22 protein-coding genes are annotated in these 23606 nt (G+C 70.0%); 9 read left to right on the forward strand and 13 right to left on the reverse strand.

All coding sequences use genetic code 11. From position 1 onward, the window contains the following. Positions 1 to 30 precede the first annotated feature (30 nt). The 4 genes from YWM_RS0109630 (at position 31) to YWM_RS0109645 (ending at position 2630) form a co-directional block, all read left to right on the forward strand. Positions 31 to 543: a SigE family RNA polymerase sigma factor gene (locus tag YWM_RS0109630; protein ID WP_028850559.1), complete on the forward strand. Its 513-nt coding sequence runs from the start codon at positions 31 to 33 to the stop codon at positions 541 to 543. Continuing rightward, positions 540 to 1037, forward strand: a complete 498-nt coding sequence (locus YWM_RS0109635; protein ID WP_028850560.1) for a hypothetical protein — start codon at positions 540 to 542, stop codon at positions 1035 to 1037. The genes YWM_RS0109630 and YWM_RS0109635 overlap by 4 nt, the downstream gene beginning before the upstream one ends. A 517-nt stretch (positions 1038 to 1554) precedes the next feature. Then, a complete protein-coding gene (locus YWM_RS22900) occupies positions 1555 to 1998 on the forward strand; it encodes a hypothetical protein (protein WP_156914719.1) in 444 nt (147 codons plus the stop codon). Between the two features lie 2 nt (positions 1999 to 2000). Then, positions 2001 to 2630, forward strand: a complete 630-nt coding sequence (locus YWM_RS0109645; protein WP_028850561.1) for a class F sortase — start codon at positions 2001 to 2003, stop codon at positions 2628 to 2630. Between the two features lie 30 nt (positions 2631 to 2660). Here the strand turns inward: YWM_RS0109645 and YWM_RS0109650 are convergent, their stop codons facing one another. Genes YWM_RS0109650 through YWM_RS0109665 form a run of 4 tightly spaced genes read right to left on the reverse strand, consistent with a single transcriptional unit; the run spans position 2661 to position 6451 of the window. Next, complete coding sequence (locus YWM_RS0109650) at positions 2661 to 3743, reverse strand: acyl-CoA dehydrogenase family protein (RefSeq protein WP_028850562.1); 1083 nt, start codon at positions 3741 to 3743, stop codon at positions 2661 to 2663. Then, on the reverse strand, positions 3740 to 4930 hold the full coding sequence (locus tag YWM_RS0109655; protein ID WP_028850563.1) for an acyl-CoA dehydrogenase family protein: 1191 nt from the start codon (positions 4928 to 4930) through the stop codon (positions 3740 to 3742). Before YWM_RS0109655 ends, YWM_RS0109650 begins: the two co-directional genes overlap by 4 nt. Then, positions 4917 to 5693, reverse strand: coding sequence for an SDR family NAD(P)-dependent oxidoreductase (locus tag YWM_RS0109660; protein WP_028850564.1), 777 nt, complete (start codon positions 5691 to 5693; stop codon positions 4917 to 4919). The genes YWM_RS0109655 and YWM_RS0109660 overlap by 14 nt, the downstream gene beginning before the upstream one ends. Then, entirely contained in the window at positions 5693 to 6451 is a 759-nt protein-coding gene (locus YWM_RS0109665) for an SDR family oxidoreductase (protein WP_028850565.1), read from the reverse strand. Before YWM_RS0109665 ends, YWM_RS0109660 begins: the two co-directional genes overlap by 1 nt. 120 nt (positions 6452 to 6571) lie before the next feature. Between YWM_RS0109665 and YWM_RS0109670 the strand changes: the two genes are divergently transcribed. Both YWM_RS0109670 and YWM_RS0109675 read left to right on the forward strand, forming a co-directional pair. Further along, positions 6572 to 7171: a TetR-type transcription factor C-terminal domain-containing protein gene (locus YWM_RS0109670; RefSeq protein WP_028850566.1), complete on the forward strand. Its 600-nt coding sequence runs from the start codon at positions 6572 to 6574 to the stop codon at positions 7169 to 7171. Between the two features lie 146 nt (positions 7172 to 7317). Continuing rightward, a complete protein-coding gene (locus tag YWM_RS0109675; protein WP_028850567.1) occupies positions 7318 to 9672 on the forward strand; it encodes a Tex family protein in 2355 nt (784 codons plus the stop codon). 239 nt (positions 9673 to 9911) lie between these two features. On the opposite strand, the gene YWM_RS0109680 is transcribed toward YWM_RS0109675, so the two are convergent. The 3 genes from YWM_RS0109680 to YWM_RS0109690 form a co-directional block, all read right to left on the reverse strand. After that, positions 9912 to 10454 carry a DUF4334 domain-containing protein gene (locus YWM_RS0109680; protein WP_211232471.1) on the reverse strand — a complete coding sequence of 181 codons (543 nt, stop codon included), beginning with the start codon at positions 10452 to 10454 and terminating at the stop codon, positions 9912 to 9914. 99 nt (positions 10455 to 10553) lie between these two features. Next, positions 10554 to 11993: an amino acid permease gene (locus YWM_RS0109685; RefSeq protein ID WP_028850569.1), complete on the reverse strand. Its 1440-nt coding sequence runs from the start codon at positions 11991 to 11993 to the stop codon at positions 10554 to 10556. A gap of 23 nt (positions 11994 to 12016) precedes the next feature. Then, on the reverse strand, positions 12017 to 12943 hold the full coding sequence (locus YWM_RS0109690) for a proline dehydrogenase family protein (RefSeq protein ID WP_028850570.1): 927 nt from the start codon (positions 12941 to 12943) through the stop codon (positions 12017 to 12019). A 120-nt stretch (positions 12944 to 13063) separates the two neighbouring features. On the opposite strand from YWM_RS0109690, the gene YWM_RS0109695 reads away from it, so the two are divergent. Further along, on the forward strand, positions 13064 to 14647 hold the full coding sequence (locus YWM_RS0109695) for a PucR family transcriptional regulator (protein WP_028850571.1): 1584 nt from the start codon (positions 13064 to 13066) through the stop codon (positions 14645 to 14647). A gap of 315 nt (positions 14648 to 14962) precedes the next feature. Here the strand turns inward: YWM_RS0109695 and YWM_RS0109700 are convergent, their stop codons facing one another. Genes YWM_RS0109700 through YWM_RS0109725 form a run of 6 tightly spaced genes read right to left on the reverse strand, consistent with a single transcriptional unit; the run spans position 14963 to position 21871 of the window. Further along, complete coding sequence (locus tag YWM_RS0109700; RefSeq protein WP_028850572.1) at positions 14963 to 15940, reverse strand: aminoglycoside phosphotransferase family protein; 978 nt, start codon at positions 15938 to 15940, stop codon at positions 14963 to 14965. A 24-nt stretch (positions 15941 to 15964) separates the two neighbouring features. After that, positions 15965 to 16969 carry a sugar phosphate isomerase/epimerase family protein gene (locus YWM_RS0109705; protein WP_028850573.1) on the reverse strand — a complete coding sequence of 335 codons (1005 nt, stop codon included), beginning with the start codon at positions 16967 to 16969 and terminating at the stop codon, positions 15965 to 15967. Beyond that, the gene (locus YWM_RS0109710) at positions 16966 to 18138 is read right to left on the reverse strand and encodes a Gfo/Idh/MocA family protein (protein WP_028850574.1); all 1173 of its coding nucleotides are present in this window, start codon (positions 18136 to 18138) and stop codon (positions 16966 to 16968) included. The genes YWM_RS0109705 and YWM_RS0109710 overlap by 4 nt, the downstream gene beginning before the upstream one ends. Positions 18139 to 18154: 16 nt before the next feature. Continuing rightward, entirely contained in the window at positions 18155 to 19195 is a 1041-nt protein-coding gene (locus YWM_RS0109715) for a substrate-binding domain-containing protein (RefSeq protein ID WP_043660317.1), read from the reverse strand. A gap of 49 nt (positions 19196 to 19244) precedes the next feature. Further along, a complete protein-coding gene (locus tag YWM_RS22905) occupies positions 19245 to 20333 on the reverse strand; it encodes an ABC transporter permease (RefSeq protein WP_052344723.1) in 1089 nt (362 codons plus the stop codon). Continuing rightward, complete coding sequence (locus YWM_RS0109725) at positions 20330 to 21871, reverse strand: sugar ABC transporter ATP-binding protein (protein WP_245565986.1); 1542 nt, start codon at positions 21869 to 21871, stop codon at positions 20330 to 20332. The genes YWM_RS22905 and YWM_RS0109725 overlap by 4 nt, the downstream gene beginning before the upstream one ends. Positions 21872 to 22013: 142 nt before the next feature. Between YWM_RS0109725 and YWM_RS0109730 the strand changes: the two genes are divergently transcribed. Both YWM_RS0109730 and YWM_RS0109735 read left to right on the forward strand, forming a co-directional pair. Beyond that, the gene (locus YWM_RS0109730; protein ID WP_028850577.1) at positions 22014 to 23201 is read left to right on the forward strand and encodes an ROK family protein; all 1188 of its coding nucleotides are present in this window, start codon (positions 22014 to 22016) and stop codon (positions 23199 to 23201) included. 191 nt (positions 23202 to 23392) lie between these two features. Further along, on the forward strand, positions 23393 to 23606 hold a 214-nt coding region (locus tag YWM_RS0109735), incomplete at its 3' end, for a helix-turn-helix domain-containing protein (protein WP_028849833.1).

Here is a 23606-nt window from a genome sequence, read left to right on the forward strand (position 1 = left end):
GTCTTTGTCGGCAGGAGATGGAGGCAGGGTGTGACCGGTCGAGATACCGAATTCGTCGAGTTCGTCCGCACCCGCGGGCCGAGCCTGCGCCGGACGGCCTTCTTGCTGTGCGGTGACTGGCACCGCGCGGAGGACCTGGTGCAGATCGCATTGCTGAAGCTGTTCCGGGCGTGGTCGCGGATCAAGGCGGCGGAGGCCGTCGAGTCGTACGCGCGCACGGTGTTGGTGCGTACCGCGGTGGACGAGTCCCGACGGATAGTGCGGCGACGGGAGCGTGTCAGCGACTCGGTTCCCGAGGTCGTCGCCCCGGCCGAGAACCCGGACGCCACCCTCGACGCCCGCCGCGTGCTGGCCATGCTGCCCGCCCGGCAACGCGCGGTCATCGTGCTGCGGTACTGGGAGGACCTGCCGATCGAGGACGTGGCGCAGATGCTCGGCTGCGCGGAAGGCACGGTCAAGAGCCAAGCGGCCAAAGGCCTGGCCACGCTGCGCAAGCTGCTCGCGCGCGAACCGCACCTGCTGGCGATGGAGGCCGTCCGATGAAGCGCTACGACGAGCTGTGGCTGCACAGCGAGCCGGTCGAGCAGGACAGGATCCGTGAACTGCTGGGCGATGCCCTCGGCACCGAGCCGGACATGCGGCTCGATCCCGATGCCCTGTTGACTCAGGCCCAGCGCAGGGAACGACGGCTGCGGGTGGCCAGTGTGTGCGGGGCCGCCGCGGCGGTCGCCGCCGTCACGGTGGGCTTGGCGATCGTCACGAGCTCGGCCGGTTCGGCACCGACCCAAGGCCCGTCACCGCACCTGGTGCCCGGCGCAAGCATCGAGCAGGAACCGGCACGGTCATCGCAACGCAACCCGACCGAGCCGCGAGTTTCCGAGGAGCCCGCCCAGAAGGAGATGCGGCCGAGCGCCCCGACGCCACGGTCCGACATCGTTCCGCAGCGCCCGCCCGAACGAATCGAGGACATCGCGCCGAGCGCGACGAATCCGGACGGTCGCACCATCCCGCCCGCCGGCCTGCCGGGTCCCGGCTGATCGCATCCTGCCGAGCGCTGCGCGGAGTCGATCGCTCCGCACCAAGGACGACGCGAGCGCCCGGCGACACCGGTTCGTTCCGCCCCACGGTGCTGCGGCCGCGGGCGGTGTCGATCTTCAGCACGCCACACGCATGTCGAACACCCCCGGGACCTCGGTCGAAGCCTTCTCGCGGCACACTGCCGCCTCCCTGGCCGTCGAGTTGGATGCCGGTGGATGACTTCCCGCACCCGCCGCGGGAACGGCTTCGTCATCGCCCGGACGTCCTGCACTTGCCGCGCGAAAGGCCTCGTCATCGCCCGGACCTCCTGCGCCTGCCGCGCGACGGACTTCGTCATCGCCCGGACCTGGTGGACTGAGCCGGCCCTGACGTCCCAGCTGCCGTTCCGCGTTGCCCGCTGTGAGCAGGCCGACGAATTCCGATGTCGGCGAACGCCACGCGCGCCCTCCCCGGTCTTGATCAAGCGCAGGTACCCGTTACCAGGGCCGGTGCGCACCGGCCGTCAGGAGGAACGCCATGAGAACCCTTCGCGTGATCGCCGCCGGATTCGGCGCGGGCGCAGCCATCCTGTTGGGCTCGACTCCCGCACTCGCCGCCGACGGCCCGGACGCCACTCCGCAGCCACCGCTGCCTGCCAAGGAGCAGCCCGGCACTCCCGCGCCGAAGCCGCCGTCGCCTGCCAAGGAGCGGCCCACGACGCCCGCGCTGAAGCCGCCGAACCCGGCCAAACCCAGCGCGCAAGAGCGGCCGGAGGCGACCCGACCCGCGGCCCCGCGGCCGGACATCTCGGAGAAACCGGGGCAGGTCGAGGTCGTCCCGAAGGGCGGCGCGGAGACCGGCGGGGGCCCGGTGAGCGAGGACGACTCCGCGTTGCTCATCGGCGGGACGGCCGCTGCCGCCGCGGCGCTCGGTGCCGGCGGCGTGCTGCTTCGTCGCCGCTCGGCCAAGGGCCTGCGCTGACCATGTCGTCGACCGTGCGCCAGGGCCGGTACCGCCGCGGACTCGCCGCGCTGGTGCTGGCCCTGGCGTGGGTGTCCGGGTGCTCGACCGAGCCGCCGCAGAATGCCGGGCCGCCTGCTGGTGCCTCCACCCGTGAAGCGCCTCCGGTGAAGCGTGCCGTCACCAACGACGGGATGCCGCCGTCGCAGCCGGTCTCGGTGTCGATACCGCGCATCGGCGCCCGCTCGTCGCTGGAACCCGTCGGCCTCAATGCCGACGGCACCGTCGAGGTGCCACCGGTTACCGAGCCGATGCAGGCCGCGTGGTACCGCCACAGCCCGACGCCCGGTGAAGTCGGCCCGTCCGTGCTGCTCGGGCACGTGGACGGTGGTGGCCGGCCGGGCATCTTCTTCCGGCTGCGCGAGCTGAAGCGAGGCGACGAGGTCATCGTCGAGCGGCAGGACGGCAGCACTGCCACGTTCGTGGTCCAGCGCGTGCAGCAAGTGCGCAAGGACGAGTTCCCGACCGACGAGGTCTACGGCGACACCGAAGCCCCGGAGATCCGCCTGATCACCTGCGGCGGGGTGTTCGACCACCGCGTCGACAGCTACCGCGACAACATCATCGTCTACGGCACGCTGCGCACCCGCTGATCGGCACCGACCACGATGCCCCGCCGAGCACTATGCGGGCAGGTCGACCAGCTCCGCCAGCGCGGCCCGATGCCTGCCCGGAGTGCCGAGCCCGATCTGGTCGGCCTTGGCCCGCTTCAGGTACAGGTGCACCGGGTGTTCCCAGGTCATCCCGATGCCGCCGTGCAGCTGCAGCGCCTCCTCGGCCGCCCGCACCGCCAGGTCACCGCAGTAGGACTGCGCCACAGCGGCGGCGACCGGCAGGTCGGGATCGTCGGCGGCCAGCGCTGCCGCGGCGTAGCGGGCGGCTGCCGCCGCGGACTCCGTACCGGCGTACAGGTCCGCCAGCCGGTGCTTGAGCGCCTGGAAGCTACCCACGATCCGGCCGAACTGCCGCCGTTGCCGGAGGTACTCGACGGTGGTGTGCAAGCACCAGCTCGCCACCCCGTACTGCTCCGAGGCCAGCAGGGCCGCACCGGCCCGCAGCGCCCGGCGCACGGCCTGCAAGGCGTCGGTCACCACCGGCTCGGCGGCGACCCCGTCGAACCGGACGTCGGCCACCTGCCGCGACATGTCCAGCGACGTCACGGGCGTGACCGTGGCTTCGGAGGTTGCGTACACCGTCCAGCCGTCGTCCGACACCACGGGCACCAGCAGGACGTCGGCCTCGATCGCCCCGGCCACCTTGCCGACCTCACCGTGCAACCGGCCGCCGTCGGCACGCACCACCGGCACCACGGTGTCCGGAGCCGTGGAGAACGGCACCGCCAAGGCGGCCGTGCGCTCACCGGAAGCCAGCTGCCGCAGCAGCTCGGAGTCCGAGTCCAGCAGCACCGTGGTCGCGATGACGCTGCTGGTCAGGAACGGAACCGGAGCGACGAACCTGCCCAGCTCCTCGAGCACGACGGCCGCTTCCCGCGCGGACGCGCCCGAGCCGCCCTGCGCCTCCGGCACCAGCAACCCGGCCAGCCCCAGCTCACCGGCCACCGCGCGCCACAACGTGTCGACCACCGACCGGTCGCCGTCGTACATCGCGGCCACCGCATCGGGCGGGCACCGGTCGGTGAGCAACGAGCGCACCGAACCCCGCAGGTCCTCTTCCACCTCGGTGTAGAGCAGATCCAGCTCGCTCATCGCGGCAGTTCCTTCCACGGGATGTCCTTGTCCGTGCGCGGCTCGGCGGGCAACCCGAGCACCCGCTCGGCGACGATGTTGCGCAGGATCTCCGACGTGCCGCCCTCGATCGAATTGCCTTTGCTGCGCAAGTACCGGTAGCCGGCCTCCCGCCCGGTGAAGTTGACCCGCTCCGGGCGGACGAACGACCAGTCGTCGTAGCACAGCCCTTCGTCCTCGAGCAGCTCGAGCTCGAGGCCCGACAGTGCCTGGTTCAGCCGCGCGAACGTCAACTTGGTGGTCGCGCCTTCCGGGCCCGCCTGCCCCGCCGCCAGCTTCTGCCGCAGCCGCATGCCGGTCAGCCTGGCCACCTCGGACTCGACCCACAGCTGCAGCAACTCGTCGTGCAGCTCGGGTCGACGCCGTTCGGGGTTGTCCCGCCAGGTCTGCGCGACCACGCCGATCATCCCGCCCTCGCGCGGGGTCGGCGTCCCGCCGATGGCCACCCGCTCGGTGTTCAGCGTGGTCGTGGCAACCCGCCAGCCCTCGCCGACCTCACCGAGCCGCTGACTGTCCGGGATACGCACGTCGGTCAGGAAAACCTCGTTGAACTCCGCCTCACCGGTGATCTGCCGCAACGCACGGACCTCGACGCCCGGGTCGTGCATGTCGCACAGGAAGTACGTCAAGCCACGGTGCTTGGGTTGGTCCGGGTCGGTTCGTGCCACGAGAATGCCGAAGTCCGCCCGATGCGCCGACGACGTCCATACCTTCTGACCGTTGACGATCCAGTCATCGCCCTCGCGCACCGCCCTGGTGGCCAGGCCCGCCAGGTCGGAGCCCGCACCCGGCTCGGAGAACAGCTGGCACCAGATCTCCTCGCCTGTCCACAGCGGACGGAGATAGCGCTTTTTCTGCTCCTCGGTGCCGTACGCCAGGATGGTCGGCGCCGCCATGCCGAGCCCGATGAAGTTGCCCTGCGGGTCGTTGTCCGGCGCCCCGGCGGCGGCCAGCTCCGCGTCGACGACTTCCTGCAGCTCGCGCGGGTAGCCGAGCCCGCCGTGGCCGGGCGGGAAGTGCACCCACGCCAAGCCGGCGTCGTAGCGAGCGCGCAAGAACTCCAGCCGGTCGGTCGTCGCCGGGTCGTGCGCGGCCAGCAGCTCCGCGACCCGCCTGCGGACGTCCTCCACCGCATCAGTTCCGCTCATCGTGCGCCTCCACGCCTTGCTGCACCTTGTTCATGCCGCTCAGCCAGCGATCGGTGTCGCTCGCCCGCGCCGCGTAGTACTTCGCCACTTGCGGGTGCGGAAGGATCAGGAAGCGGTCGTCCTGCATCGCCTCCCACACCACGTCGGCGACGTGTTCCGGCGACACGATGCCGTCGTGGGCCAGCACTTCCCGCAACGGCCCGGACTCGGCGACCATGCGGGTCTCCACGCCTTGCGGGCAGATGGCCTGTACGACGACGCCGCGATGCCGGTAGGTCGCGGACAGCCATTCGGCGAACGCGACCGCGGCATGTTTGCTCGCCGAGTACGCCGGGCTGCCCAGCATGGTCAGCAAACCGGCGGCGGAGGCGGTCACCACGAACCGGCCGCTGGCCCGCTCCAGCCACTCCGGCACCAGCAACCGGGCCGCCCGCACATGGGCGAGCGTGTTCACCTCGAACGAGGCCGCCCAGTCGTCCTCACTGGCCGCCAGGCCCCGGCCACGTTCGATACCCGCGTTGGCGAACCAGACATCGACGCCGCCCCACAATTCGCGCGCGGCGTGCACCAGCTTGCCGACGCCCTCCTCGGACGCGGCGTCCCCGCCGAGGACTTCCGCACCGATCTCCCCGGCGACCTGCTCGGCGGCCGCGGTGTCGAGATCGTTGACCAGGACCCGGCAGCCTTCCGCGGCCATCCGGGTGGCCAGCGCGCGACCGATGCCGTGGCCGGCGCCGGTGACGACGACCCGTTGCCCGGCCATCACAGCCCACCGCCGGTCAGCGTGACCCCGCCGTCGATGACCACCACCTGCCCGGTCATCCATCCGGCGTCGTCGGACAGCAAGAACGAGACGGCGCTGCCGACGTCGTCGGGAACACCGAGCCGCTTGAGCGGGTAGTTGGCCGTGACCTCGGCCTCCTTGCCCTCGTAGAGCGCGGTGGCGAAGCGGGTCTTGACGATGCCGGGCGCAACCGCGTTGACCCGGACATCCGGCCCCAGCTCGACCGCCAGCTCCTGGGTGATGTGGTTGAGCATGGCCTTGCTCGCGCCGTAGAAGCCGATGCCCGGCGCGGTGCCGATCCCGGCGATCGACGACACGTTGACCACCGCTCCGCCGTGCTCACGCATCCACGCCCGGTAGGCCTGCTGCACCCAGGACAGCGCGGCCAGGCAGTTCACTTCGAAGATCTTGCGGGCGGCGCCCAGGTCGACGTCGATGAGCGGGCCGTAGACCGGATTGATCCCGGTGTTGTTGACCAGCAGGTCCGCCCCACCGAAGGCTTCGATCGCCTTCTGCACGACCTCGTGCTGGTGCTCGGGGTCATCCGCGTGCCCGGCCACCCCGAGAGCGTGATCGCTCCCGCCGAGCTGCTCGACCGCCTCGGCGAGCGGATCGGGTTTCCGGGCGGTGATGACGACCCGAGCGCCGTCGTCGACCAGGCGCTGGGCTATCGCCAGGCCGATGCCGCGGCTGGCTCCGGTCACGATTGCGGTGCGTCCGGCGAAACGCTTGCCCATCTCGCTCCCCACTGAGCTCGACTCCAACTAAGCGACCGCTTAGTACGTTAGGCTCACCCTGGCACGCCGCCGCCGACAGCGTCAACACACCCGCTGGGTACTTCCCGGACAGCGAGGCCGATGAGCAGCACGGACAACACCCGAGCCGATGCATCCCGCACCAGGTTGATGCAGGCCGCGGTCACGGCTTTCGCCGAACGGGGCTTCCACGGCACCAGTACTCGCGACATCGCGGCTGCCGCGGGCATGAGCCCGGCCGCGGTGTACGTCCACCACCGCAGCAAGGAAGAGCTGCTGTACCTGATCTCCCGCATCGGCCACGAGCACACACTGGCCGTCATTCGCGACGCCGCCGGCTCCGCCGACGATCCGGCGGACCGGCTCGTCGCGGTGATGCGCGCGTTCGCGTTGCACCACGCGCGCGAGCACACCAGCGCGCGCGTGGTGAATTACGAACTCAATTCGCTCAGCCCGGAACATCTGTCCGAGATCGCCGCGCTTCGCCGGGAGATCAAGAACGAGATGCAGGCGCTGATCCAACAAGGCGTGGACGCCGGCGCCTTCGACACGTCGGATCCGCCGAAGGCGGCGATGGCGGTGTTGTCGCTGGGCATCGACATCGCCCGGTGGTATCGCGAGGACGGCCCGTGGTCGCCCGACGAGATCGCCGACTTCTACGCCGACCTGGCGCTGCGCATCGTCGGTGCCCGGCGCGCGTGACGTCGGGGGCTGTTCCCGGCCCGGTGCAAACCGGGTAGTCGAGTTCGGTGAGTGACGTCCGGGGCTAATCCCGGCCCGGTGCAGACCGGGTAGTCCAGCTCGGTGAGAATTGCCCGCCGGAACGAGGAAGACCAGAAGGGACAAGCGTGACACCGAGCGTCCAGACCACCATCCATCACCGCATCGCCGAAGAACTCGGTGTGAGCCCGCGCCAGGTCGGGGCCGCGGTGGAGTTGCTGGATGGTGGCGCCACCGTGCCGTTCGTGGCGCGGTACCGCAAAGAGGCCACCGGCGGGATGGACGACACGCAGCTGCGCAAGCTCGACGAACGGCTGCGCTACCTGCGGGAACTCGAGGACCGGCGGGCCACGATCCTGGAGTCCATCCGGGAACAGGGCAAGCTCACCGACGAGCTGAAGGAACGCATCCTGGCGGCCGACTCCAAGGCTCGCCTGGAGGACATCTACCTGCCCTACAAGCCGAAGCGGCGCACCAAGGGCCAGATCGCCCGCGAAGCGGGCCTGGAGCCGCTGGCCGACACGCTGTTGTCCGACCCGACGCACGATCCGGAGACCACCGCGGCGCAGTACGTCGACGCCGACAAGGGTGTCGCGGACACCAAAGCGGCGCTCGACGGGGCGCGGGCCATCCTCATCGAACGGTTCGCCGAGGACGCCGACCTGGTCGGCGAGCTGCGGGAGCGAATGTGGACGCACGGGTACCTGGTGTCCCGGGTACGGCCGGGCAAGGAGACCGAGGGCGCCAAGTACGCCGACTACTTCGACTTCTCCGAACCGTTCACCAAGCTGGTGTCGCACCGCATCCTTGCCCTGTTCCGCGGCGAGAAGGAGGAGATCCTCGAGCTGTCCACGCCGGCGGACGAGCCGGTCGGCGCCGACGGTGAGCCTGCCGACACCGGTGCGGAGTACGAGCGGATCATCGCCGCCCGGTTCGGCATCGCCGACGAAGGCCGCCCGGCGGACCAGTGGCTGATGACCACGGCGCGCTGGGCCTGGCGAACCAAGATCCACCTGCACCTGAGCATCGACCTGCGCATGCGGCTGCGGCAGATCGCCGAGGACGAGGCCGTGCGCGTGTTCGCGGCGAACCTGCGTGACCTGCTGTTGGCCGCGCCCGCGGGCACCCGCCCGACCATCGGCCTGGACCCGGGTTACCGCACCGGTGTCAAGGTCGCCGTCGTCGACGGGACCGGCAAGCTGGTCGACACCGCCACGATCTACCCGCACCAGCCACAACAGCAGTGGGAGCCCGCGCTGGCCACGCTGCGCGAGCTGGCCGTCAAGCACGACATCGAGCTGATCGCCATCGGCAACGGCACCGCGTCCCGGGAGACCGACAAACTGGCCGCCGAACTGATCCGGCGGCACCCGGAGCTGAAGTTGACCAAGGCCGTGGTGTCCGAGGCCGGGGCGTCGGTGTATTCGGCGTCCGAGTACGCCGCCAGGGAGCTGCCCGACGTGGACGTGTCGCTGCGTGGCGCCGTCTCGATCGCGCGGCGGCTGCAGGATCCGCTTGCCGAGCTGGTGAAGATCGAACCGAAGTCGATCGGCGTCGGCCAGTACCAGCACGACGTCTCCCAGGTCGCGCTGGCCCGGTCGCTGGACGCCGTGGTCGAGGACTGCGTGAACGCGGTGGGCGTCGACCTGAACACGGCGTCGGTGCCGCTGCTGGCCAGGGTGTCGGGCATCGGACCGACGCTCGCCGAGAGCATCGTGGCGCATCGCGACGCGCACGGCCCGTTCCGCTCGCGCACGGCGCTGCAGGACGTGCCGCGGCTCGGGCCGAAGGCGTTCGAGCAGTGCGCGGGCTTTTTGCGGATCCCCAACGGCGACGACCCGCTGGACGCCTCGGCCGTGCACCCGGAGGCCTACCCGGTGGTGCGCAGGATCGCCGAGACCGCCCGCATGCCGATCGCCGAGCTGATCGGCAACAGCGCGACGCTGCGCAAGCTCGACCCGCGGCAGTTCGTCGACGACCGGTTCGGGCTGCCGACGGTCACCGACATCCTGGCCGAGCTGGACAAGCCGGGCCGTGACCCGCGTCCGGCGTTCACCACCGCACGGTTCGCCGAGGGCGTCGAGCAGCTGACCGACCTCAAGCCGGGCATGGTGCTGGAGGGTGTGGTGACGAACGTGGCCGCGTTCGGCGCGTTCGTCGACGTCGGCGTGCATCAGGACGGCCTGGTGCACATCTCCGCGATGTCGAACTCGTTCGTCAGCGACCCGAGGGACGTCGTGCGCTCCGGTGAAGTGGTGCGGGTGAAGGTGCTGGACGTCGACCCCGAGCGCAAGCGCATCTCGTTGACGATGCGGCTGGAGGACGAGCCGGGCAAGCCCGCCCAGCGGTCCCGGGACGACCGGCGCCAGGGCGGCCAGCGGAAGCCGGGCGGCCGGGGTGGCCGGGGCAGGCAGAACCGCTCGCGGGAGCCGCGTCCGCAGGGCGCGATGGCCGAGGCGTTGCGGAAGGCCGGGCTGGCATAAGGCGGCGCACCCCGGCCACGCGCCGTCACCGGCACCGTGGCCGGGGCGCGGCTCGAGCCACCCGGTATCCGCGGCGCGCGTGCCGGTCCGGCTGCGCGGCACTCGCGGCACGGTGGCCGGAGCGTGAGCCCGGCCACGCGGCCACGCCGCGACCGGAGCGCAAGCCCGGACCATCCGGCAGCCGCGTCACGCGCTGCCGATCCCGCTGCACGGCACCTCGGCCGGGGCGCAAGCCCGGCTCAGCGCTCGCGATACAGCAGGAAGAAGTACGGCTGCTCCGCACCCCGCTGGTCCATCGCCCCCAGCAAGGTGTCCTCGTCGACGCGGCGGAAGTTGTCGATGATCGGCAGGTGGTCGTAGACCATCGCCGCGCTGACCTTCCCCCGGTACTCCACGTCACGCAGCCGAGCCCGCGGCTTGCGGGTGCGCAGCGCGGGACGCAACACCGGCAGGGCCTTGCGGACCCGGTCGACCGCACCGAGCGGAAGTCGGTCGGCCACCCCCACCGGCAGCTTCCGCGGATCGACCGCGAACACCTCACCGTCGGCGGAGAACAGCAGCGGGTGCACGTCCTCGGGGCCGTCGAACTGCTTGCCGTACCAGCCGGAGGCGGTCAGCAGGCCGTCCATCGGATGGCCGGTGGGCAGCTCGGCGCCTTTCCACCGGCCGGTCAGCTCGGTCGAGCGCACCGTCGGCAGGTCGTCGAACAGGGCGAGCGCTTGCTCAAGGGTGCATCCGGACTTCAGCTCCGCGAGGCGTGCGGACGCGTTCACGTCAGTCATGCCCCTCATTATTCGACGATCAGCGCGCCGCGCGATGCAGGAACGCGGCCAACACGTGGCGAGGCCCCCGGGATCACCCGAGGGCCTCGTCCGGTGCTCCTACCTCTCTTCCACCGAGAGCTCGTTCAGCTTGGACCGCTTGCGGCTGTAGGCGAAGTAGACGACACAGCCGATGAGGAACCACACGGCGAACCGCAGCCACGTCTCCGGCTGGAGGAACGTGATCAGCCAGATCGAGAAGACGACGCCGATGATGGGCACCACCGGCATGCCGGGACAGCGGAACCCGCGCGGCAGCTCCGGTCGCCGGTAGCGCAGCACCACCACCGAGGTGCACACCACGACGAACGCCAGCAGGATGCCGATGTTGGTCAGCTCGGCAGCCTCCCCGATCGGCAGCAGCCCGGCGATGACCGCCGAGGCCACACCGAGCAGCCAGGTGATCCGGGTCGGCACCTTGCGCGTCGGGTGGGTCTTGGACAGGCCCTTGGGCAGCAGCCCGTCACGGCTCATCGCGAAGCCGACGCGGGCGGCACCCATCAGGAACGTGAACAGCACCGTGAGGATGCCCAGGATGGCGCCGACGGCGATGATCAGGCCGAGCCAGTCGAGACCGATCGAGGCGAACGCGCTGGAGAAGGCGGCCTCGGCGCTGATCTCGGTGTAGTTCACCATGCCGGTCAGCACCAGGCAGGCCAGTACGTACAGCACCATCGAGATGACCAGCGAGTAGATGATCGCCTTCGGCATGTGCTTCTGCGAGTCCTTCGACTCCTCGGCCGCGGTGGACATCGCGTCGTAGCCGAACACCGCGAAGAACACCGTCGCCGCGCCGGTCAGGGCACCTGCCAGGCCGAACGGCGCGAACGGGTCCCAGTTGCCCGCGTCGATGTGGAAGGCGCCGACGATGATCACCAGCAGCACCACGCCGACCTTGAGGTAGACCAGCGAGGTCTCGAACCGAGCGGCGCTCTTCATGCCCTGGTTCAGCACGAACGCGATGAGCAGGCACAGCAACACCGCGAACAGGTTGACCACGTACGAGCCTTCCGGCACGCCCTCCGGCTCGGTGCCCGGGGCGCCGGACATCCACAGCGGCAGCTCGATGTTCAGAAAGCCCAGCAGGTCGTTGAAGTAGCCGGAGATACCGATCGCCACCACGGACACGATGGCGGTGTACTCCAGCAGCAGGTCCCAACCGATGAACCAGCCGGCGAACTCGCCGAGCACCGCGTAGCCGTAGGTGTAGGCCGACCCTGCGCGCGGGATCAGGCCGGCGAACTCCGCGTACGAGAAGGCCGCGGCCGCGCTGGCCACACCAGCGATCAGGAACGAGATCAACACCGCTGGCCCGGCGGTCTGGTTGGCCACCGCGCCTGCCAGCGAGAAGATCCCGGCGCCGATGATGCCACCGACACCGATCGCGGTCAGCTGCCACAAGCCGAGCGTGCGGCGCAGCCCTCCGCCCTCGACCTCCTCGATGTGCTCGAGCGGTTTGCGTCGGAGGATGTCCGACCGTATGTGCGAGATCACCGACATGGGTTGTCCTCTCGGTCAGTCAATCAGGTGGTACTGACGAAAGAGCGCAGGAAGAATGCCAGATTCGCCGGCCGCTCGGCCAGCCGCCGCATGAAATACGGGTACCACTGTGATCCGAACGGAACGTAACAGCGAATGCGCCGTCCTGCGTGCGCCAGCCGTTGTTGTTCCTGCTCACGCACTCCGTGCAGCATCTGGAACTCGAAATCGAATTCCGTGCGACCCGCTTGGCCCGCCAGGTGTTCGGCGATGGTGATCAGCCGCGGGTCGTGCGTGGCGACCATCGGGTAGCCGTCGCCGTTCATCAAGATGCGCAGGCACCGCACATAGGAGGCGTCCACCTCCTGCTTGCTGCGGTAGGCCACCGAGGCAGGCTCGTCGTAGGCACCCTTGCACAGCCGGATGCGCGATCCCGGCCCGGACAGCGCGACGCAGTCGCCCTCGGTCCGACGAAGGTAGGCCTGCAGCACCGCGCCGACCCACGGGAAGTCGACCCGCAAGTCTTGCACGGTCTGCAGCGTGGCGTCGGTGGTGGTGTGGTCCTCCATGTCCACCGTGACCGTGGTGCCCGCGGCGGCCGCCGCGTCGCAGATCCGCCTGGCGTTGTCCAGCGCGATCTTGTCGCCGTCCCTGCCCAGCGCCTGGCCGAGCGCGGACAGCTTCACCGACACCTCGACCCGGTCGGTGAGGCCTTCGTCGGCCAGCCGGGCCAGCAGGTGCTCGTAGGCTTCCGCGGTCTGCTCGGCCTGCCTTTCGTCGCGGGTGTCCTCGCCAAGCAGGTCCAGGGTGACCAGCCGTTCGCGGGCGAGCCCGCGCACCGTGGCGACCGCCGTCGGCGCGTCCTTCCCGGCGACGAAACGATCGACGACTCGTCCGACCAACGCCGACCGCTCCGCGATACCGCGTAGCCGGCGCGAGCGGGATGCGGCGATCAGCGACGCTCGCAACATGGTTTCTCCTCACCAGCGGACAGCCAGGTAAAAATGCCTGACCGAACGGTAAGGAATTACCGAGGCGTGCGGATTGTCCGTGCGGACAGAGCTCCGTGGTCGCTGTTGTAAGGTCGCACAATGGTCGAGTTGAGCCGCCTGCTGCTGGCCGTCGGCGCGTCGTTGATGGATCTGCGCTCCGGCGACCCGCAGACACACGTGCGCGGACTGGCGATCCTCGATCCCGACGACGATCCCGGTAGCTACCGCGACGAGCTGGTGCTGGTCATCGGAGCGCGCGGACGCGAAGCTGCGCGGGCGGTCCGGATGGCCGGTCAGCACGGCGCGTCGGCGGTCGCGGTCAAGACGAGCCCGGGCGGTGAACGGGACGTGCGCGAGGCCGCCGAGGATGCGAGCGTCGCGTTGCTGGCGGTGCGGCCGCAAGTTCGGTGGGACCAGCTGGCCGCGGTCATCCGCGAGGTGCTGGACAGCTTCGCCGTGCACGCGGACAGCACGCCCGAGGCGGAACCGGCCGAGGATCTGTTCGCGCTCGCGCAGTCCGTGGCCGCGTTGACCGGCGGGGCGGTGAGCATCGAGGACACCGCGCCGCGCGTGCTGGCCTACTCACGCTCCGGCGATGAGGTCGACGACCTGCGGCGGCTGTCGATTCTGGGGTGGCAGGGTCCCGAGCCGTATCTGGAGCTGCTCCGGCAGTGGGGCGTCTACCACCGGCTCCGCACGTCGAACGAAGTCGTGCGCATCCAGGCACATCCCGAGCTCGGCATCCGGGCCCGGCTGGCCATCGGCATCCGTGCGGGCAATCAGCACCTGGGAGCGATCTGGGTGCAGCAGGGCAATCAGCCGTTCTCCGAACATGCCGAGTCCGCGCTGATCGGCGCGGCCCGCCTGGCCGCGGTGCATCTCCTGCGGCGCCGCGGGGCGCCCGGGCGCTCGCGTGGCGAGTTGGTCGCCGGGCTGCTCGACGGCAGCGCGAGCGCGGACCTGGTGGCCGGTCAGCTGGGCTTGGACTCCTCGGTGTCCGCCGTGGTGGCGGCGTTCGAGGCCCGGGGTACGCAGCACGACCGGCCGACCCTCGAACTGCAGCGGGTCGAGCTGGCCACCACGGTGTCGGTGCACATGACGTCGTTTCGTCGTGGCGCGCTCGTCGGCGCGGTGGACTCACGCGTGTACGCGGTGCTGCCCGAAGTGCGGACGGACCGCACCGAGCCGGGCCTGATCACGTTGGCGCGGGACGTGGTGGCCGTTTTGCGGCGACGGTCCGGGCAGACCGTGCAGGTCGGGATCGGCGGCCCGGTGTCGTCGTTGGCCGACGTCCCGGTGTCGCGGTCGGACGCGGACCGGGTGCTCGATGCGCTGGCCCGCACCCCGGAAACCGACGTCGCCACCATCACCGACCGGCGCGCCGACGTGCTGCTGGGCGAGACGTTGAAGTTGCTGGAGGAGCACACCGACCTGCGCGATCCGGCGGTGCGGGCACTGGTGGACCACGACGCGGATCAGGGCACGGATCTGGCCCGCTCGCTGCTCGCCTACCTCGACGCGATGGGTGACGTCCGTTCCGCCGCGGCGGGTTTGCACATCCATCCGAACACCTTGCGCCACCGGGTTCGCCGGGCCGCCGAGATCGGCGGGCTGACGCTGGAGGATCCGCGCGAACGGCTCTGCTGTCATCTGCAGCTGCTGCTGGCCACCCGGCAGCGCTGAACCGAACGGCACCCACGCAGTGAGGTCATGACTCGGCCGAGTGAACCGGCCACCCGACGGTATCCGTGTCGGTAGCACGATCGCATGGTTGCCGGCCGGCGATCACGCCATGAGCCGAGCGCAGGCCGTACGGTATGGCCGGACGCACCACCGCCGGGCAGGTCACCTGCCGGCGGACAGGTGACCGTTCCCCTTCCGGTCGCCGTGTCGGGTGCGCTCGGGCCGGGTCCGGGGTACTCACCGCCCTCGCAATGCCCCGGACCGGACGCCCCCCAAACCGCCCCCGGGATCCCACCCCCCGGGGGCGGTGCCGTTTCACGACGCGTACGACGGCTTCTCCACCGACAGCAGGGTCTTCAGTGGTGCCGAGGCGAACTTGTGGTCGTCGTCGGCCAGCTGCAAGGCCCGCTGCCAGGTGAGCGTGCGCGCCACCTTGGTCAACCGGCAGGCCAGATCGAGTTCCTCGCGCAGCTCGGCCTCGGGCGCTACGTCGGCGAAGACGTCGAGGTAGCTGTCCCGCAACCGACGCGCTGCGGCTTCCCCGGCCTCGTCGGCGACCAAGTTGAGCGGCACGAACATGCTGAAGAACGGGTGCGCGATCGCCGCGTCGCCCCAGTCGTAGAAGCGCGCGGGCTCACCGGGCTCGCCCAGGATGTTGCCCGGATGCAGGTCGTGATGGTCGATGCTGACGCCCACCCGCGAGCCGGCGAGGCGCTCGGACCAGCGCTTCACCTCGTCGCGCATCGCTCGCACGCGTTCGAACGCCGCGCGCTGGTCGTCGTCAGCCTTGGTGCCTGCATATTCCGCGACCGAGGCCACGGCTTCGTCGAAGCGGTCCGGCATGACCTCCGGCCGCATGTCCGGCACGCCTCGCTCCCGCATCTCGAGCACCGACGACTGGACTTCACGCTGCAGCGTCGCGTAGTCGGCCACCGCTGTGACCAGACGCTCCACCAGCTTGTCCCAGTCGCCCCCGGTTTGCTTGAACAGGGTCGGCCCGCCGTCGGGGAGGACGATCCACGCGCGCTCCTCGTCGACCGCGATCGGCTCGAGCACGCCGGCCGGCGCGGCCGCGAACAGCACCGGGTAGAGCCGGATCTCGAACGCGGTCCCCGGACCTGCGGCCTTCAGCCACACCGTTCCGGCATCGGTCGGCGCACGCAATGCGGTGGCCCACGCTTTCAGGTGGGGCTGGGTGACCTCGCCCGTGCGACGAATCCCCGCCGCGGCCAGCTGCTCGTCCAGCCACGTCGTGGCGGCAGCCAACCACGACCCGGATGCCCAGTCGCTCATGCAGCGGTTTCTACCGCATCGACGTCACTGGTTGCTGAACGCTGAGTCGAACGCGCCTGCCGGCGGGTCGAAGAGCTGGTCGCGGATGAACTGCAAGGCCTCCGGCGCGCCTTGCAGCCGGTCCATGCCCGCGTCCTCCCACTCGATGGAGATCGGTCCGTCGTAGCCGATGTAGTCCAGTGCGCGGAAACAGGCCTCCCAATTGATGTCGCCGCGGCCTGCGGACACGAAGTCCCAGCCGCGCCGCGGGTCGCCCCACGGCAGGTGCGAGCTCAGCCTGCCGTTGCGGCCGTTGCCCACCGCCATCTTGGTGTCCTTGCAGTCCACGTGGTAGATGCGGTCGGCGAAGTCGACCAGGAAGCCGACCGGGTCGATCTGCTGCCACACCATGTGGCTGGGGTCCCAGTTCAGCCCGAACGCCTCCCGGTGTCCGATGGCCTCGAGCGCGCGCTTGGTGGACCAGTAGTCGTAGGCGATCTCCGACGGGTGCACCTCGAGCGCGAACCGGACCCCTTCGGCGTCGAAGACGTCCATGATCGGGTTCCAGCGGTCGGCGAAGTCCTGGTAGCCGGCGTCGATCCATTCGGCGGGCACCGGCGGGAACATCGCCACGTACTGCCAGATGGACGACCCGGTGAAGCCGACCACGGTCCGGACGCCCATCCGGGCCGCCACCTTCGCGGTGAGTTTCAGCTCCTCGGCGGCCCGCTGCCGCACACCCTCCGGGTCGCCGTCGCCCCAGACCCGTTCGGACACGATCGCCTGGTGCCGCTCGTCGATCGGGTCGTCACACACCGCCTGACCCTTCAGGTGATTCGAGATCGCCCACACCTGCAGGTTGTTGGCCTTGAGAATGTCCAACCGCGACTGCAGGTAGGCATCGTCCTCGGCCGCCCGCCACACATCCAGATGGTCGCCCCAACAGGCGATCTCCAGGCCGTCGTAACCCCACTGCGCGGCCAGCCGCGCCACTTCCTCGAACGGCAGGTCCGCCCACTGCCCGGTGAACAACGTGACCGGCCGCTTCATCGCGCCACCTCCGTCGCTTGCTCGATCGAGGTCCACACACAGTCCCGCGCGGCGCTTTCCTGCACCGCGCCGATCACCCGCTGCACCGCGAGTCCGTCGGCGAACGTCGGCTCCGGGTCGACGCCTTCGGCGATCGCGTTGAGCATGTCGGCCGCCTGATGCGCGAAGCCGTGCTCGTAGCCGAGCAGATGCCCCGGCGGCCACCAGCCCGCCAGGTACGGATGCTCCGGCTCGGTCACCAGAATGCGGGTGAATCCGGCCTCCTGGCCCGCCGCGCCGTCGTAGAACTGCAGGACGTTCAGCTCTTCCAGGTCGAACGCCAAGCTCCCCTGTGACCCGTTGATCTCGATGCGTAGTGCGTTCTTCCGGCCGTTGGCGAACCGGGTCGCCTCGAACGTGCCCAGCGCGCCGCCGGAGAACCGGGCCGTGAACGCCACCGCGTCGTCCACGGTGACCTTCCCGGTGCCTGCACCGTTGTCCGACAGCGGGCGCTCCGGCACGAACGTCCTGGTCGTCGCGCTGACGCCGGTGATCCGCTGCCCGGTGACGTGCTGAGTGAGATCGATGATGTGCGCGCCGATGTCGCCGAGCGCCCCGGAACCCGCCCGCTCGGCCTGCAGCCGCCAGGTCAGCGGCGCCTGCGGGTCGGTGAGCCAGTCCTGCAAGTACTGCGCCCGCACGTGCCGAATCTCGCCGAGGCGCCCGGCCGCGATCATCGACCGGGCCAGCGCGAGTGCGGGCACCCGCCGATAGGTGAACCCGACCATGGCTCGCACACCTTCCGCCCGCGCCTTGTCCGCGGCGTCCGCCATGGCCTCGGCCTCCGCCACCGAGTTGGCCAGCGGCTTCTCGCACAGCACGTGCTTGCCCGCCTGCAACGCGGCGATGGCGATCTCGGCGTGGGTGTCCCCCGGGGTGCAGATGTCCACCAGCTCCACGTCGTCCCGCTCGATCACCGCGCGCCAGTCGGTCTCGGTGTCCTGCCAGTCGAACCGGCGCGCGATGTCGGCGACGGCATCGGCGTCCCGCCCGGCCAACGCCACCAGCTTGGGTTCGAGCGCGGGTCGCAGGAAGCTGCGCGCGCTGCGCCAGCCCTGCGAGTGCGCCTTGCCCATGAAGGCGTAGCCGATGACGCCGATGCCGATCGTCGGTTCACCCACGGTGTTCATCCCTGCCTGTCGGTTGTCAGGACTCGAAGCCCAGCGGCATGTACTTGTCCACGTTCTCCTTGGTCACCACGGGCGCGTTCAGCACGATGCGCCGCGGGACCTCCACCTGGACCAGGTCGGACATGCCCTTGTTCTGGGCGAGCAGCCGGGCCAGCCGGATGCCGTCGGCCGCCTGGGTCGGCGGGTAGAGCACGGTGGCCTCCATCTCGCCCGCCTTGATCCAGCGCATCGCGTTGGCCGAGCCCGCGCCGCCGATGAACTTGAACTCGTCCCGGTCGGCCGCGTCGAAGGCGGCCTTGACGCCGACCCCCTGGTCGTCGTCGTGGTTCCACACGATGTCGATCTTCTTGGCCGCCTGCAGCAGGTTGGAGGCCGCTTCCTCGCCGGACTCGACGGTGAATTCCGCCGCCACCCGGTGATCCACCTTCTGCCCGCACGCCTTGAGCGCGTCCCGGAAGCCGCGCGAACGGTCCTGGGTCAGCGGCAACGAGTCCAGGCCCGCGATCTCCGCGATGACCGGGTCGTCGCCCATCTTCTCCTTCTCGATGAGCTTGCACGCGTAGGTGCCCGCGGACATGCCCATGCCGTAGTTGTCGCCCAGGATCGTGGTGCGGGCCGCGAACTCGCTGGAGAACTCGCGGTCGACATTCACCACCGGGATGCCGGCTTCCATGGCCTCGGTCGCCACCTTGGTCAGCGCGGCACCGTCGGTGGGCAGCAGCACGATGGCGTCGACCTTGTCGTTGATGAACGTCTCGACGTGGCTGATCTGCATGCTCGGGTCGTTGGTGCCCTCGGCGACCCGCAGCGTGACGTCGGAGTACTTCTTCGCCTCCTTCAGCGCGGTCGAGTTGATCGCGCCGAGCCAGCCGTGGTCGGCCTCCGGCCCGGAGAACCCGATCACCACCTTCTTGCCGGGGTCGTCGTTCGGACTGGCCGCGTTGACCGGGCCGCCGCCACCGCTGTCCTCCGGCGTGTTGCTGGTGCACGAGGCGATGATCAGGCCTATCGCCGCGAGTAATCCGGCCGAGCGCAGCCGGGCGGAGTTGCTGGCCATGGTTCCTCCTGAGTGGGATCGAACGAATGCGTGGCAGAAACGCGCAGGTCTAAGTGCCGCTCGAGCCGGCGGCACCCCCAGCTCCGCCGGCTCGGGCGGGGTGCGGCGGACTGTCCGAGCGGCGGGCGAACCGCTGCTGCAGCAGCACGGCGACCACGATGATCACGCCCTTGGCCACGGCCTGGGTCGACGTGTCGAGGTCGTTGAGGGTGAACACGTTGGTCAACGTGGTGAAGATCAGCACGCCGAGCACGGTGCCGACGATGGTGCCGCGGCCGCCGGAGAGCAGCGTCCCGCCGATCACCACGGCGGCGATCGCGTCGAGTTCGTAGAGCTGACCGTGCGTCGAGGTGCCCGCGGTGGTGCGGGCCAACAGCATGATCGCGGCGAGACCGCACGCCAGGCCGAGCAGGACGTACAGCATCGTGGTGTGCCGTTGCACCTTGATGCCCGCCAGCCGGGCGGCCTCGACGTTGCCGCCGACGGCCAGCGTGCGGCGGCCGAACGTGGTGCGGTTGAGCAGGATCCAGCCGCCGACGGCGACCGCAGCGAAGATGATCACCAGCACCGGGATGCCCAGTACCCGGCCGGAGAAGAAATCGACGAACCCGGGCACGGTGACGATCTGCGTCTTCTTTCCCGCGATCATCTCGGCGAGGCCGCGGGCGCCTGCCAGCATCGCCAGCGTGACGATGAACGGTGCTATTCGTCCGTAGGCGATGAGCAGACCGTTGATCAACCCACATGCGGCGCCGACCGCCAGCGCCGTGGTCACGACGACGACCCAGCCGTAGTCGGTCGCGATCCGCTGCGTGGCCAGCGTGGTCGCCCACACCGACGCCAGCGCGACGATCGCGCCGACCGACAGGTCGATGCCGCCACCGGCGATCACGAACGTCATCCCGACGCTGACCACGCCGATGACCGAGGCCAGTCGCAGCACGGTCATCACGTTGCCGAAGTCGACGAACCGGTCGCCCGCGGTGATCGCGCCGACCGCGCAGAGCAACAGCAAGGCAAGGACCAAGCCGAGGTTGCGGCCCGTCGCCCCGGACAGCAGCACAGGCCAGCGGCCGCTTCCGCTCTCCGGACGATCGACCCGCACCCCTTCGGCGGTACCGGCACCACTGCCAGTCATGCGACTTCACCTTCCATCACCATGCCGAGCACGTCGTGCTCGGTGATCTCGCTCGCCGGGGTGTCGGTGAGCACGCGGCCGTTGGAGACGACCAGCACACGGTCGGACAACCCGATGACCTCGGTGATCTCGCTGGACACCAGCACGACCGCGAGCCCGGCGTCGGCCAGCTCGCGGATCAGCTCGTACAGCTGGGCGCGGGCTCCCACGTCCACCCCGCGGGTCGGCTCGTCGAGCAGCAGCACCTTGCACTCGCGCAGCAGCCACCGGGCCAGCACGACCTTCTGCTGGTTGCCACCGGAGAGCGTGCGCACCAGCCGGTCCACGCCCGCGGGCCGGACGTCGAGGTCGACCAGGCGTTCCTCGGCCGCCGAGCGCTCGGCGGCGCGGTCCAGGAATCCGGCTTTCGCGAACGTGCCCAGGCTGGCCATCGTGACGTTGCGGAAGATCGCGTCGTCCAGCACCAACGCCTGACTCTTGCGCTCTTCCGGGCACAGCCCGAGGCCCGCCGACACCGCAGCGGCGATGCTGCCCGGCCGCAGCTCGACACCGTTGACGGTCACCGTCCCGGCCGCCGCCTTGCGTGCGCCGAAGATCGTCTCGAGGATTTCCGAGCGACCGGAGCCGACGAGCCCGGCCAGGCCGACGATCTCCCCGGCGTGCACGTCGAACGACACGTCGGCGAATTCGCCCGGCCTGGCCAGGCCCCGCACCGACAGGACCGGTCCCCCTGCAGGCCGGCCCGTCGGACGCTCGGGGAAGGCGTGGGCGATGGTGCGGCCGGTCATCAGCCGGATGACCTCGCTGGTCGGCGTGTCCGCCGCGGACAACCCGGCGGCGACGGTCCGGCCGTCCTTGAGCACGGTCACCCGGTCACCGATCTGCCGGATCTCCTCCAGCCGGTGCGAGATGTACACGACCGCGACCCCGGATGCGGCCAGGTCACCGATCACGCCGAACAAGCGCTGCACTTCCTGCTGGTCGAGCACGGCGGACGGCTCGTCCATGATGATCAGCTTGGCGTCGTGCGACAGCGCGCGAGCCATGCTCACGATCTGCTTGCCCGCGGCCGACAGCCTGCCCACCTCGGTGGCCGGGTCGACCTCCGGGTGTCCGAGGCGCGCGAGAAGATCGGCGGCCGCGCGGCGCATGGCGTGACGACGGACGAACCCCGCCGTGCGCGGCTCATGGCCGAGGAAGATGTTCTCCGCCACCGACAGCCCGTCCACCAGGTCGAGCTCCTGGTAGATCGTGGCGATCCCGAGGTCCATCGCGGACTGCGGATGCGGTAACCGGACCGGCTCGCCTTCCCAGGTGATCGTGCCGTCGTCGGGCTGGTGGGCGCCGGAGAGCACTTTGATCAACGTCGACTTGCCCGCGCCGTTCTGGCCGAGCACGCAGTGCACCTCGCCCGGCAGGACCTCCAGGTCGACACCATCCAGCGCGCGCACCCCGGGGAAGTGCTTGACGATCCCCTGCATCCGCAACAGGGACCGGCCCGTGGTGGCGGGCTGCGGCGTCGTCGCCGGATTGGTCATGCGCCGAACCGTACGAGGACTTTTGTAGGTACGTCAAGCTAAACTTGCGCAACAATCGGTTCGAAGTCACGATGCTGATGACGAAAGTCCTCGGTGTTCTACGGTTGACGCAGAGGCACGGCGAAGCGGAAGACGGTTGACGATGAGGGTGAACGACCTGCGGCCGCCCGGGCCGGCAGCTGGGACCGCAGCGCTGCTGCAACGGCTGCGTGACGGAAAGCCGCGCACGCGCGCCGAGCTGGTTGCGGAGACCGGTTTGGCCAGGTCGACCGTCGCCGAACGGATCGAGACACTGCTCGCGTCGGGGTTCCTGCGGCATGCCGACAAAGCCGAGTCCACCGGCGGCAGGCCGCCGACGATGTTCGCTTTCAATCCCGCGGCGCGGGTGGTGCTGGCCGCCGACATCGGGGCCACGCACATGCTGCTGGCCGTCACCGATCTGGACGGCAACGTGCTCGCCGAGGAGAGCCACGAGCAGGACATCGCCGAGGGGCCGGAGAAGGTGCTGGACGAGGTGTGCGCCGGCGGCAAGCGGCTGCTCGCCCAGGTCAACCGGCACCCGGACGACCTGCTCGGGGTGGGTGTGGGGCTCCCCGGCCCGGTCGAGCATTCCACCGGGCGGCCGAACAGCCCGCCGATCATGCCGGGCTGGGACAACTTCGACGTGATGGGCTATGTCCACCAGCGCCTGCACGCCCGCACCTACGTCGACAACGACGTGAACATCATGGCCCTGGGCGAGCACCGAACCCAGTGGCCGGACGCGTCGGACCTGCTGTTCGTCAAGGTCGCCACCGGTATCGGTTCCGGTCTGATCAGCGATGGCCGCTTGCACCGCGGCGCCCAAGGTGCGGCCGGGGACATGGGCCATGTGCAGCTGCCGCACGGCGCGGACGTGCCGTGCCGCTGCGGGAATGTCGGCTGTCTGGAAGCCATCGCCAGCGGCGCCGCGGTGGCCGCCAAGCTCACGGCCGCGGGCACGCCCGCGTCGTCCAGCTCGGACGTGGTGGCGTTGGCGCGCAGTGGCTCGGTGCCCGCGTTGACGATGTTGCGGCAGGCCGGGCGGGACATCGGCGAGGTGCTGGCCACCGCCGTGAGCCTGTTCAACCCCTCGGTGATCGTCATCGGCGGGTCGTTGTCGCTGGCCGGGGAGCACCTGATCGCGGGTGTTCGCGAAGTCGTCTATCGCCGGTCGTTGCCGCTCGCCACCCAGCATCTGCGCATCGTGACCTCGCGTGCGGGCGAACGCGCGGGTGTGCTCGGCGCGGCCTTCATGGTCATCGGGCAAGCATTCGAACCGGCCCTGCTCGACGAGCTGGTTTCCGCCTGACAACTGTGCGTGTTCACAGTTCGGGCGACGTTCATTGAACTTCGGTAGCAGCGTGATTACAGTCAGTTGCCCTGGGGGTGAGGGCGTTGGCTGGGGACGCGCACACTTATCGAAGCTCGGTACCGCCGGTTGTCGCGCGTCAGACTTTGTGGCTCAGGGGTTATGTAGGTTCCTGAGCAGGAGGTATGACGATGAGCCGTCCCCCGGTGTTCCCGGTGGAGGACAAGATCCGGATCGTGCTGAGCGTGCTGTCCGGGGAGATGACGATCGCCGAGGCCGCTCGGCGGAACAAGGTCTCGGAGCAGTCGGTGTCGCGGTGGAAGGCCCAGTTCCTCGAGGGCGGCCGGGCCGGGGTTGCCGAGGGCGGTAAGGCCGGTCCCTCGAGTCGTGAGGAGCAGTTGCAGG

This window comes from Thermocrispum municipale DSM 44069, assembly GCF_000427825.1.
GTDB lineage: Bacteria > Actinomycetota > Actinomycetes > Mycobacteriales > Pseudonocardiaceae > Thermocrispum > Thermocrispum municipale.